Raw genomic sequence first — 12,077 nt, forward strand, 5'->3', positions numbered from 1 at the left:
GTGGTGAAGCCGAACGGCGGCCGGGCGCCCTCCCACGGCATCGGCACCCGGCACCCGTCCCGGCCGCGGTCGGTGTGCCCCGACCGCTCCCACACCGGGTCCTGCAGCACCTCCTCGGGCAGGTCGTCGACGTTGGGCAGACCGAGTTCGGCACCGTTGTAGAGGAAGGCCGCGCCGGGCAGTGCCAGCTCGACGAGGATCATCGCCCGCGCGCGGTCGCGCCCGAGCGGCCCGCCGCCGTAGCGGGTCACCTCACGCTCGATGTCGTGATTGGACAGCGTCCACGTCGCGACCCCACCGATGGGTGCGACCGCGGCGAGCGACGTGTCGATCGCCTCCCGGATCCGGGCGGCGTCCCAGCTCGCGAGTGCCAGATGGAAGTTGAATGCCAGGTGCAGTTCGTCGGGGCGCAGGTACTCCGAGAACAGCACATGGTCGTGCACCCAGATCTCGCCGACGGCCACCGCGTCCGGGTACTCGTCGAGCACCGTGCGGATCCGGCGGTGGATGTCGTGGACCTCGGCGTTGTTGAAGCGGGGATCGTCGTCGAAGTGCCGCAGCAGCCGGTTCTGTTCCCAGTGGTCGAAGTCGGGCAGCCCGCCGGGTTTGGCCATGCCGTGCGCGACGTCGATGCGGAAGCCGTCGACGCCGCGGTCGAGCCAGAAGCGCAGGGTCTTCTCCAGGTCCTCGAACACCTCGTCGTTGCGCCAGTTCAGGTCCGGCTGCTCCGGCGCGAACAGGTGCAGGTACCACTGGCCGGGCGCGCCGTCGGGGTCGGTCACGCGGGACCATGCGGGGCCGCCGAACACACTCGGCCAGTTGTTCGGCGGCAGGTCGCCGTTCGGCCCGCGTCCGTCCCGGAAGTGGTAGCGGGCCCGCGCGGGGCTGCCGGGCGCGGCGGCCAGGGCCTCCCGGAACCAGGGATGTTCGGAGCTCGTGTGGTTGGGGACCAGGTCCATCACGACACGGATCCGGCGCGCGTGCGCGGCCTCGATCAGGGCGTCGAGGGCGGCCAGGTCGCCGAACAGGGGGTCGACGTCGCGCGGATCGGACACGTCGTAGCCGTGGTCGGCCATCGGGGAGCGCATCACCGGGTTCAGCCAGATCGCGTCGACTCCCAGCAGCTCCAGGTATCCGAGCTTGTCGCGGATCCCGTCGAGGTCGCCGACGCCGTCTCCGTCGGAGTCGGCGAACGAGCGGGGGTACACCTGGTAGAAGACGGCGTCCGCCCACCAGCGTTGTTCAGGGGTGCCGGGGGGAGTGCTCACAGCCACCCATAGTGCCAAACCGACAGGTGGGCCACGACTCGAATGTCGCCGCCCCGGCCCGTCGTCAGATCGGCGAGTTCATCATCGAGTCCGCCGCCATCTCCATGTACGCGATCAACTGGCTGCGGTGCGCGTCGTCGAGCGTCTGCGAATCGATCGAGGCGATGGCGGTGTGCATGCAGCGCAACCAGGCGTCGCGTTCGAGCGGACCGATCCGGAACGGGTGGTGGCGCATCCGCAGCCGCGGGTGCCCGCGCTCGTCCGAGTAGGTGCGCGGTCCGCCCCAGTACTGCTCGAGGAACATCCGCATGCGACGTTCCGCGGGCCCGAGGTCCTCCTCGGGGTACAGCGGGCGGACGATCTCGTCCTTGGCCACTTCCTCGTAGAACCGCGCCGTGAGCTTGTGGAAGGTCTCGGCGCCGCCGACCGCGTCGTAGAAGGTCTGCTCGTCACTCATGGGTTCTGCTCACCGTTCCTCTCGCTCGTCCATTGTGCCGGTTCGGTGGGGACGCGCCCGAGCCGCATGTCGCCGGTACCGGATGTTCACCTCCGCGACCCGGAAAGTCCGCAGAATCGGGGTGCGACGTGCGTAGATCCGTGGTCAACTTGTGAGCAGTCTTCCGGAGGTCGTATGAAGCACCGACGCAGCGCACATCGACAACTCCCGCCCGCCGACGCCCCCACCGGGGCGCCGGGGGCCAACTCCCTGTGTGTCGTACGCGACGACGCCGTCCCGGATTGGGTCAAACGCCGCGTACTTCTGCTCAATGCCACCTACGAGCCGCTCACCGCGTTGCCCGCCCGTCGTGCGGTCGTGCTCATGGCCGGCGGCAAGGCCGACACCGTGCACGACGACCCGCTCGGCCCGTTGGTGCGCTCCGCGGAGTGGGCCGTGCAGATCCCGTGGGTGATCCGCCTGCGGACCTTCGTGCACGTGCCGTACCACGCGCGGGTGCCGATGACGCGTGCCGCGCTCATGCACCGCGACCGGAATCGGTGCGCCTACTGCGGCGCCAAGGCCGAGACCATCGACCACGTGGTGCCACGCAGCCGCGGTGGGGAACACTCGTGGGAGAACTGTGTGGCGTGCTGCGCGTCGTGCAATCACCGCAAGGCCGACAAGCTGCTCAGCGAACTCGGCTGGACGCTGCGCGCCGCGCTCGTGCCCCCCAAGGGCAGGCACTGGCGGCTGCTGGCGACGCTGCCGGAGCTGCATCCGACCTGGTTGCCGTACCTCGGCGAGGGCGCGGCCTGACCGACGTCGCCGCAAGTCGGGGCAAGCGCGCCGGGATCGGACATGCTGGGCTACCGTTTGCTGTGTGAGCATTCTCGAGACAACCCTCATATTCGTTGCCATCCCGGTGGCGATCATCGTGATATTCGGGGTCTTCTCCGTCTTCACGAAGCCGATTCCGGGCACGCGGCCCGCCGAGTACAAGCTCGGGGAGAAGTGGGACCACGAGCCGATGCTGTGGAGCGCGGTCGACGAGGTCACCACGCACGGCCATCACGGTGGGCATCATGAACTCGTCGCCGGCGCGCCGGTCGACCCGATCGGAGGTAGGGCAAGTGGCAAGTGGTGACGTGATGCACAGCCGGACGGCTGTCGCTCCCGCGGAGCTGCCGTACGGTGCGGCCCTGACGTCGAGCGGCCGTATCTCCCGGACCCGTGTCCTCGACGGCCTGTTCGAGGGCCCGCCGTTCAGCGACCGCGACATGATCGCTCTCGACGATGCGCTCACCGAGGCCACCCGGGCGACGAAGGTGCGCTTCAACGTGTACGTCGCGGACGCCGCAGATCCCGCGATCACGACCGACGCGGTGTTCCCGACCACGCCGGAATCGTCGAACTCGGTGCTCATCGCCGTGTACCCGAACCAGCGCGCCATCGAGATCCGCAGCGGACGCGGCGTCGCCGACCGCGTCGACAACCGGATCGCGCAGCTCGGCGTGACCGCGGCGATCTCGTCGTTCGGCCAGGGCGACCTGATCGACGGCATCGTCAGTGCGATCCGCGTGATGGCGAACGCGATCACCGCGCCGTAGAGCCCCTCGTTGCTGTGGCCGAATGTCACATCGGGTCGATTCCGTCGACCGGATGTGACATTCGGCCACACGCGTAGGGCGGCTAGGACGCGTCGAACGCCCGGGCCTTCAGCGACCGGACGATCCCCGCGCGACCCTCGCTGATCAGCCGGCGCAGGGCCGGCGGGTGATCACCGGCGAGGAACTCGTCGGCCGCCGCCACCGACGACTCGCTGATCGACCACGACGGGTACAGCCCCACGACGACGGTCTGCGCGACCTCGCTGGAGCGGCGCTCCCACACGCCCGGCACGTCGGCGAAGTACCGCGCGACGTACCGTTCGAGCAGCTCACCCTGTCCGGCCGGCGCGAAGCCGCCGATGATCGCGCGGGCGGTGATGTTCGGAATCGAATCGTCGCCCACCACCGTCTCCCACACCTGCTCCTTGACGGCCTCCTGCGGCCGCGCCGCCCGCGCGGTGGCGGCCTGCCGCGCGCCGGCAGCCGTCGGATCTCGCTCGGCCTCGGCATCGATGAACGGCGACTCCACCCCCTCGGCGTCGATCTCGCCGGCCGCGGCCAGCGCCTGCACGATCCGCCACCGCAGATCCGTGTCGACGACCAGTCCGGCCAGCCCGACGTTCGCCGGATCGGCACCGAGCAGCTCGCCGAGCACCTCGGTGTGCCACGGCGCGAGCCGGGCCGTGGTCAACGCGTTGACGAACGCGAGCTGATGATCCGAGCCCGGCTGCGCCTCGCGGGCCAGTTCCAGCAGCCGGTTCGCGTAGTCGTTCCAGCCCCGCTCGGTCGCCCAGCCGGGGTCGGCGTAGCTGCCGAGCGCGGTGTGCGCCTGCATCAGCAACCGCTGCACCACGCCGACCTCCGTCTCGGTCGCGATACCGCGCTGCACCAGCGCCACGAAGTCGCGGGCCTTCATCTCGGCCTGCCGGGTCATCTCCCATGCGGCGGACCATGCCAAGGTGCGTGGCAACGGCTCGGCGATGTCGCCGATCCGGTCCGTCAGCACCTCGAGCGACCGGGGATCGAGACGCACCGAGCAGTAGGTGAGGTCGTCGTCGTTGACGAGCACGAGCCGGCCGCGGTCCACGCCGACGAGTTCCGGCACCTCGGTGCGCTCGGTGGCGTCGAGATCGATCTCGACGCGGTGCGTGCGGAGCAGCTTGCCCGAGCCGTCGTCGTCGTAGACCCCGATCGCGAGCCGGTGCACCCGATGTTCCCCGGCGCCCGGATCGGCACCCTCCTGGATCACCGCGAAACGGGTGAACCGCCCGTCGTCGTCGACGTCGAAGTCGGGACGCAGGATGTTCAGGCCGGTGGTCTTGAGCCACTGCGCGCCCCATCCCGACAGGTCCCGGCCGGACGACTTCTCCAGCGCCGCGAGCAGGTCGTCGAACGTGGCATTGGCGAAGGCGTGCTCGCGGAAGTACTCCCGCAGGCCCGCCAGGAACGGTTCCTCCCCGACGTAGGCGACGAGCTGCTTGAGCACGGACGCGCCCTTGGCGTAGGTGATGCCGTCGAAGTTGACCTCCACCGCCGCGAGGTCGGGGATGTCCGCGGCGATCGGATGGGTCGAGGGCAGCTGGTCCTGGCGGTAGGCCCACGACTTCTCGACGTTCGCGAACGTGGTCCATGCGTTCGTGTACTCGGTGGCCCGCGACTGGCACAGCACCGACGCGAAGGTCGCGAACGACTCGTTGAGCCACAGGTCGTCCCACCAGCGCATGGTCACCAGGTCGCCGAACCACATGTGCGCCATCTCGTGGAGTACGGTCTCGGCGCGGCGTTCGTACGAGTAGCGGGTGACCTTGGAGCGGAAGACGTAGTCCTCGAGGAACGTCACCGCGCCGGCGTTCTCCATCGCGCCGGCATTGAACTCGGGGACGAACAGCTGGTCGTACTTGCCGAACGCGTAGGGCAGGCCGAAGTTCTCGTGGTAGAACGCGAAGCCCTGCTTGGTTTCGGTGAACAGCCGGTCGGCGTCCATGAACTCCGCCAGCGAGGCGCGGCAGTAGATGCCGAGGGGGATGGTGCCGTGTTCGTCGGTGTAGACGTCGGTCCACTGCGCGTACGGCCCGGCGATCAGCGCGACGAGGTAGGTGCTCATCCGCGGGGTGGTACGGAAGACGTGCCGGCCCGGCTCCGCGGCGACGTTGTGCACGGTCTCGGAGTTGGAGATCACCGACCAGTCCGCCGGCGCGGTCACCGCGATGTCGAACGTGGCTTTCAGGTCCGGCTGGTCGAAGCACGCGAACATCCGCTTCGCGTCGGCGGTCTCGAACTGCGAGTACAGGTAGACCGCGTCGTCGGTGGGGTCGACGAATCGGTGCAGGCCCTCGCCGGTGTTCGTGTAGAGGCAGTCCGCCTCGACGGTGAGTTCGTTGCGCGCGGCCAGTCCGCTCAGCGCGATCCCGTTCTCCTCGGTGTATCCGGAGACGTCGACGGACTTGCCGTTGAGGGTGGCCGAGTGCACGGACTGCGCGATCAGGTCGACGAAGGTCGACGCACCGTCCGTGGCGTCGAATGTGATGGTGGTGGTCGAACGGAACGTGGTCGTTCCCGCAGCGCCCGCGCCGTCGGTCAGATCCAGCTCGATGCGGTAGTTGTCGACGGTCAGGACCGCGGACCGCTCGGCCGCCTGCTCGCGGGTCAGATTCGGTGGTGCCACGGAAGACTCCTTCTCAAGACGGGATGCGACTCGGGTGCCATCCCATCATGTGAGGGACCGGTTCACCCGGCGACCTCCGCGAGGGGCACCTGCGGATCGGAGAGTCGGTGCGGGTCGACGGATTCGCCGGAGGAGATCAGCGCGCGGATGTCGTCGCCCGCGTCCCAGATGTTGACGTTCATCCCGGCGCGGACCCGGCCGGCCGCGTCGAGCCAGAACGCGAGGAACTGCCGGGAGCCGACGTCGCCGCGGGTGATCACCCGCGTCTCGGCGGGTGCGTGCCCGACGTACTCCATGCCCAGGTCGTACTGGTCGGTGAAGAAGTAGGGCAGGCGGTCGTAGGAGGCGGGCCGGCCCAGCATGGTGGCGGCCGCCACGTCGGGCTGGTTGAGCGCGTTGGCCCAGTGTTCGACCCGGATCCGGGTCCGCAGCAGCGGATGCTCGGCGGCGGCGATGTCGCCGACCGCGACGATGTCGGGATCGCTCGTCGCGAGAGACGCATCGACTGCCACGCCGTCGCTCGCCACGGTCAGTCCCGCGTCGCGGGCGAGTTCGACGTTGGGCTGCGCCCCCACGGCGACGAGGACCGCGTCGGCCCGGATCTCGGTGCCGTCGCCGAGGCGCAGGCCGGTGGCACGGCCTTCGACGGTGAGGATCTCCGACACCGTCGTCGACAGACGCAGGTCCACACCGTGGCTCCGGTGCAGGTCCGCGAACACGGCGCCCATCTGCTCGCCGAGTGCGCCGGACAGCGGCTGGGCGGCGGCTTCGACGACGGTCACGTCGGCGCCGTGTCCGCGCGCCCCGGCAGCGATCTCGAGACCGATCCAGCCGGCGCCGACGATCGCCAGGTGCGGCGCCGGACCCTCGTCGCGGCGGACGGCCGCGAGCAGCGCGTCGGACTGCTCGACGGTGCGCAGCATGTGCACGCCCGCGGCGTCGATGCCTGGCAGCAGGATCCGTCGCGGGCGCGAACCCGTCGCGAGGGCGAGCTTGTCGTAGCGCACGGTGGAACCGTCGGGCAGGGTGACGGTGTGGGCTCCCGGGTCGAGGGCGGTGACGGTGACGCCGAGTTCGACCTCGACCCGGTGGTCGCGGTACCAGTCACCGTGCTGCACGGTGAACTCCGCAAGCTGCTTCTTGCCGGCGAAGTAGTCCTTCGACAGCGGTGGTCGCTCGTAGGGGAGGTGTTCCTCCTCGCCCAGGAGGAGGATCCGGCCGGGGAAGTCGCGGGCGCGCAACTGCTCGGCCGTCTTGGCGCCGGCGAGCCCACCGCCGACGATGACGAAGAGCTTCTCGTTGGACATCGCGCATCCCCGTTCCGTGCGGCACCGGTCCTTCGACGGTACGTCGGTGGAGGCGCGGGAACCGGCGGTTCGGGAAGAATCCGACGACGACCGGCGTTGAATCGGACCGTAGTCCGAATTTCTGCAGCGAGGAGACCCCGTGAGCGACCCGATCTCGAAGGACACCGCCGACTTCTGGTTCGACCCGTTGTGCCCCTGGTGCTGGATCACCTCGCGCTGGATCCTGGAGGTGGCGCAGGTCCGCGACATCGAGGCGAAGTTCCACGTGATGAGCCTTGCCGTGCTCAACGAGGGCAACGACGACCTGCCTGAGAACTACCGGGAGCTGATGACCAGGGCATGGGGCCCGGTGCGCGTGGCGATCGCCGCGGCGCAGAAGTACGGCGACGAGGTCCTCGAACCGCTGTACACGGCGATGGGCACGCAGATCCACGACGAGGACAACAAGGACTTCCCGGCGGTGATCGCCAAGTCCCTCGCCGACCTGGGCCTGGATCCGGACCTCGCGCGAGCGGCCGAGACCGACGCCTACGACGAGGCGCTGCGCACCAGCCACGCCGCCGGCATGGACGCGGTCGGTCCGGATGTCGGCACGCCGACCATCCACGTCAACGGCGTGGCATTCTTCGGTCCGGTTCTCTCGCGGATCCCGCGCGGCGAGGAGGCAGGGCGGATGTGGGACGGGGTGGTGGCCATGGCGTCGTACCCGCACTTCTTCGAACTCAAGCGCACGCGCACCGAGGACCCGAGCTTCGAGTAGGCGCCTTCGGCGCCGGTGTGTCCTTTGGGCGGCTGTAGCCGCCCAAAGGACACACCGGCGGCGCAGCCGCCTATTCTCGACGCCATGCGCGTTTACCTGGGTGCCGACCACGCCGGCTTCGAACGTAAGAACCAGATCATCGAACACCTCACCGCCAACGGCCACGAGGCCGTCGACTGTGGCGCGTACGAGTACGACGCCCTCGACGACTACCCGGCGTTCTGCATCGAGGCCGCGCGCCGCGTCGTCGCCGACGAAGGCAGCCTCGGCATCGTTCTCGGCGGCAGCGGCAACGGCGAGCAGATCGCGGCGAACAAGGTGCCGGGTGCCCGCTGTGCCCTCGCGTGGAGCGTGGAGACCGCCAAGCTGGCCCGCGAGCACAACAACGCGCAGCTCATCGGCATCGGTGGGCGCATGCACAGCCTCGAGGACGCCTTGGCCATCGTCGACGCGTTCGTCGCCACCCCGTGGTCGGGGGAGGAACGGCACCAGCGGCGCATCGACATCCTGAGCGAGTACGAGAAGACCGGGCAGGCCCCGGAAGTTCCCGGCGCGCCGTCCTGACGAACGGAGCCTGATCGACCGTGCCGGAGGGACCATCCCTGCACCGGCTCGCCCGGTTGCACCAGCGGCGTTTCTCGGGTGCGCCCCTGCGGGTGTCGAGCCCGCAGGGGCGCTTCGCCGGCGATGCGGCGCTCGTCGACGGCCGGGTGCTGCTCCGGGCCGAGGCTCTCGGCAAGCATCTGTGGCACCACTACGACAACGGCCTGACGGTGCACGTGCACCTGGGTCTGTACGGCTCGTTCACGGAGGCGCCGGTTCCGATGCCGGACCCGGTCGGGCAGGTACGGATGCGCATGGTCGGCGCCGAGTACGGCACCGACCTGCGCGGTCCGACCGCGTGCGAGGTCCTCACCCCGGACGAGGTGGCGGCGATCGCCGCGCGGATCGGCCCCGACCCGTTGCGGAAGGACGCCGACCCCGAGCGGGCGTGGGCGCGAATCTGCAAGTCCCGCAGTGCCATCGGCTCGCTTCTCATGGACCAGTCGGTGATCTCGGGGGTGGGCAACATCTACCGGGCCGAAGTCCTGTTCCGGCACGGCATCCATCCGCAGCGCCCCGGACGTGATCTCACCCGAGCCGAGTTCGACGGCATCTGGGACGATCTCGTCGTGCTGATGCGGACGGGAGTGCGACGCGGCGCGATCCACGTCGTGCGACGCGAACACGACCGCGGGGCACCGGCCTACGCGAAGGGCCGTCCCCGGACCTACGTCTACCGGCGTGCCGGTGAGCCCTGCCGGTTGTGCACCACACCCGTCCTGCACTCGATCATGCAGGGCCGCAACCTGTTCTGGTGCCCCGCCTGCCAGACGGGCTAGAAGTCGAAACCGCCGAAGTCGCCGCCGGCCCCGAAGTCGCCGCCACCGTAGTCACCGCCGCCGTAGTCACCGCCGCCGTAGTCACCACCGGCGTCGCCGTAGTCCCCGCCGTCCTGGCCGGCCTCGAGGCCCTGGTCGTATCCGGAGTCGAAGCCCTGCTCGAACGCCTGTGCGTCGTAGGGCACCCCGGCCATGCCGGAGAACATCGCCGAGAACAGCAGCATCGATCCGACGCCCCACGCCCCCGCGACGAGGGCGGGCTTCCACCAGGGCTCGGAGTACCAGCCGGCCGGTACCGGCCGGCCCGCGACGCGACCGCCCGGGAAGTAGTTCGGGGTGCGCGACGACGGGGCCGGTGAGGCCGCCACCTTGCGTCCCTCGAAATCGATCTCTCGGTTCTCGGTCACCCGGCCGGCCGTCTGCTGGCCGTCCAGCGTGGGGATCTCGGGACCGGGATCCATGCCCATCGCGAGACGAGCGGCGCGGATGTAGTACAGCCCCTCGAGAGCGGTCTGCTTGGCCAGCCGCGCCTGCACCGGCGTCCGGGCCTGCTCGATCTGTGATCCGGCGGCGGTGTAGCGCTCGGACGCATCGGCGAGCGCCTGCTTGGATGCGGCGTCCGTGCCGGAGAGGTTGTAGATCTGCCCGCCGAGCCGTTCGATGGCCTGGCGGGCATCGGCCTTCGCGTCGTCGAGTTCGTGGGCTCCGCGCCCCGACTTGTTCCGTTGCGCCGCGGACACCAGGAACACGACGGCGACGAGGACGGCGACGATCAGTAGGAGTTCCACGGCGGTCCCTTCCGGCGGACTGGACGGTCGACGTCCAGCCTACCGGCGGCTCAGGCGTCGAGGACGGCGTGGAATCCGCCGCGCATGCAGTCGTCGAACACCTCGAGGTCGGGAACCGCGCCCGTGTCGAGAGTGAATCCGACGCAGCACGTGTGCAGATACGACATCAGGGTGACGTTGAACGCCGAGCCGAGGGTGGGACCGAACGCGTAGTACCGTTCGACCTTCGCGCCGGCCATGTAGAGCGGCACCGGCGACCCCGGCACGTTCGAGGCGAGGAAGTCGACGTGCTTGAGCATCTCGCCGACGACAGCCGGGGGGAGCAGATTGAGAGGGGTGGCGAGGGCCTGCGCCATCGGCACCGCAGGCTCGTGCCGCCAGCCCTCGACGATCTTGTTCACCTCCTGCATGAGCGTGAGGGGATCGTCGGAACGCACGGGCAGCGGGAAACGCGCGAGGTTGATCCGGTTGCCGCCGAGGGTGTCCTGCTCGGTGCGGATGCTCAGCGGCATCGTGACCCGTAGCTCGTCGACGTCGGTCCCGTGGCGGCGGTGGTAGTCGGCGAGGCCGACGAGGACTGCGGTGAGGAAGGCGCTGTTGAGGGTGGCGCCGCCGCGGTGAGCGGCATCGCGCAGCCGGTCGAGCGGCACGTCGATCACGTGGAGCCGGCGGCTGAGGCTGCGTTGCGTCATGACCGGGGATTCCAGTCGCAGGATCGGGCGCAGGTAACGGGCGACGGACACCGCGACCCCCGCGGCACTACGGGCGGAACCGATCGGGTTCGTCACGACGGCCCGGGTGGTCGGCCAGATCGAGGCCAGCCCGCGTCCCGCCAGTCCGCGGAGCTGCGACCAGTCCCAGCCGATCGCCTCGGCGGCCAGGTCCAGGCTGTCCGGGGACTCCGGGGCGGGCGGTTCCGGGGCGGGTTCGCGGGGCGTGCCGTCGCGGTCGAAGTCGACCAGCCGCGCAGTGATCTGCATACCGCCGATTCCGTCGGTGAGCGCGTGGTGCACCTTGATCAGCAGCGCGGCCTGACCGCCGGCGAGTCCGTCGACCACCGTCATCTCCCACAGCGGCCGGTCCTTGTCGAACGCGGCCATGGCCGTGGTCCGAGCGAACTCCAGGACGTCGTCGAAGTTTGCCGGCCCGGGCAGCGAGACCCGGCGCATGTGCCAGGACAGGTCGAAGTTCGCATCCGCGACCCATCGTGGCGGCGCGAGCCCGAAGGGCACCTCGACCACGCGATGGCGGAAGCTGGGCACCTCGCGGGTGCCGCGGTCCATCATCTCGCACAGACGGTCCCAGTCGGGTGAGGCGTCGAGCAGGACGACGGCCACGATCGTCGAGCGCAGCGCGGGGTCGCGCTCCATGCTCCAGGTGAGGTAGTCCGTCTGCTGCATGTGACGGTCGGCTGCGTTGCTCATCTCGGTAACTTCTCACACGGGCCGCCGGGACGATCGGGTTTCGCTCCGTCCGCACCGTCGGACCGGGGACGGCACCACGGCCCGGCGCGGAATCCGGAGCGGATACTCCGAACTCTAGGCGCCGGGCCGTGGTATCGATAGTGACTTTCGTCCGGGTTGTGCGGCCGTCAGGCGGCCGAGGTGGCGGCTTCCGTCCGTCGTCCGAGTCGCTGCAGGGGGCAGTGGGTACTGCGGCTGCAGGCGAAGGTGGTGCCGGCGGCGACGAGGGTGAGTACCGCTGCGGCGATGCCGACCAGAGGATGAATCTCCTGGGCGAGGATGACCGAGGACATGATCAGGACGAACCAGCCGAAGCCCTTGCGCAGCGAGTCCGGGTCGACCATAGAGGTCAGGCGTCCGCCGATGAGGCTGCCGACGACGGCGGCGGGGGGGGCCCA

At 69.8% G+C, this 12,077-nt stretch carries 12 protein-coding genes and 1 pseudogene; 6 read left to right on the top strand and 7 right to left on the bottom strand.

The window, feature by feature from the left end:
- Both OEY_RS0124595 and OEY_RS0124600 read right to left on the bottom strand, forming a co-directional pair.
- The coding region (locus tag OEY_RS0124595; RefSeq protein ID WP_010596402.1) for an alpha-amylase family glycosyl hydrolase at window positions 1-1,268 on the bottom strand (1,268 nt) is incomplete at its 3' end.
- Window positions 1,269-1,332: 64 nt separating this feature from the next.
- Complete coding sequence (locus OEY_RS0124600; protein WP_010596403.1) at window positions 1,333-1,725, bottom strand: globin; 393 nt, start codon at window positions 1,723-1,725, stop codon at window positions 1,333-1,335.
- Between the two features lie 174 nt (window positions 1,726-1,899).
- Between OEY_RS0124600 and OEY_RS0124605 the strand changes: the two genes are divergently transcribed.
- The 3 genes from OEY_RS0124605 (at window position 1,900) to OEY_RS0124615 (ending at window position 3,314) form a co-directional block, all read left to right on the top strand.
- Entirely contained in the window at window positions 1,900-2,523 is a 624-nt protein-coding gene (locus OEY_RS0124605; protein WP_010596404.1) for an HNH endonuclease, read from the top strand.
- A gap of 64 nt (window positions 2,524-2,587) precedes the next feature.
- Window positions 2,588-2,851, top strand: a complete 264-nt coding sequence (ctaJ, locus tag OEY_RS0124610) for an aa3-type cytochrome oxidase subunit CtaJ (protein WP_003937126.1) — start codon at window positions 2,588-2,590, stop codon at window positions 2,849-2,851.
- A complete protein-coding gene (locus tag OEY_RS0124615; RefSeq protein WP_026138056.1) occupies window positions 2,838-3,314 on the top strand; it encodes a DUF5130 family protein in 477 nt (158 codons plus the stop codon). Before ctaJ ends, OEY_RS0124615 begins: the two co-directional genes overlap by 14 nt.
- Before the next feature lie 82 nt (window positions 3,315-3,396).
- On the opposite strand, the gene pepN is transcribed toward OEY_RS0124615, so the two are convergent.
- A complete protein-coding gene (pepN, locus tag OEY_RS0124620) occupies window positions 3,397-5,979 on the bottom strand; it encodes an aminopeptidase N (protein ID WP_010596406.1) in 2,583 nt (860 codons plus the stop codon).
- 62 nt (window positions 5,980-6,041) lie between these two features.
- Window positions 6,042-7,286, bottom strand: a complete 1,245-nt coding sequence (locus tag OEY_RS0124625) for an NAD(P)/FAD-dependent oxidoreductase (RefSeq protein ID WP_010596407.1) — start codon at window positions 7,284-7,286, stop codon at window positions 6,042-6,044.
- Between the two features lie 139 nt (window positions 7,287-7,425).
- Here OEY_RS0124625 and OEY_RS0124635 point away from each other — a divergent pair, with 139 nt between their 5' ends.
- The 3 genes from OEY_RS0124635 to OEY_RS0124645 all read left to right on the top strand — a co-directional run bounded on the left by OEY_RS0124635 (window position 7,426) and on the right by OEY_RS0124645 (window position 9,428).
- A complete protein-coding gene (locus OEY_RS0124635; RefSeq protein ID WP_010596408.1) occupies window positions 7,426-8,046 on the top strand; it encodes a mycothiol-dependent nitroreductase Rv2466c family protein in 621 nt (206 codons plus the stop codon).
- A gap of 84 nt (window positions 8,047-8,130) precedes the next feature.
- Window positions 8,131-8,610, top strand: a complete 480-nt coding sequence (locus tag OEY_RS0124640) for a ribose-5-phosphate isomerase (protein ID WP_010596409.1) — start codon at window positions 8,131-8,133, stop codon at window positions 8,608-8,610.
- Window positions 8,611-8,630: 20 nt separating this feature from the next.
- The gene (locus OEY_RS0124645) at window positions 8,631-9,428 is read left to right on the top strand and encodes an Fpg/Nei family DNA glycosylase (RefSeq protein WP_010596410.1); all 798 of its coding nucleotides are present in this window, start codon (window positions 8,631-8,633) and stop codon (window positions 9,426-9,428) included.
- Here the strand turns inward: OEY_RS0124645 and OEY_RS0124650 are convergent.
- The 3 genes and pseudogenes from OEY_RS0124650 to OEY_RS29095 form a co-directional block, all read right to left on the bottom strand.
- Window positions 9,425-10,216, bottom strand: coding sequence for a hypothetical protein (locus tag OEY_RS0124650; protein ID WP_010596411.1), 792 nt, complete (start codon window positions 10,214-10,216; stop codon window positions 9,425-9,427). The two genes, OEY_RS0124645 and OEY_RS0124650, sit on opposite strands and share 4 nt — an antisense overlap.
- Window positions 10,217-10,266: 50 nt before the next feature.
- A complete protein-coding gene (locus OEY_RS0124655; protein WP_010596412.1) occupies window positions 10,267-11,640 on the bottom strand; it encodes a wax ester/triacylglycerol synthase domain-containing protein in 1,374 nt (457 codons plus the stop codon).
- Between the two features lie 167 nt (window positions 11,641-11,807).
- Window positions 11,808-12,077, bottom strand: a pseudogene (locus OEY_RS29095) (sulfite exporter TauE/SafE family protein); the annotation flags it as partial.

Source organism: Rhodococcus sp. P14 (assembly GCF_000256505.1).
In the GTDB taxonomy this organism is placed as follows: domain Bacteria; phylum Actinomycetota; class Actinomycetes; order Mycobacteriales; family Mycobacteriaceae; genus Rhodococcus; species Rhodococcus ruber.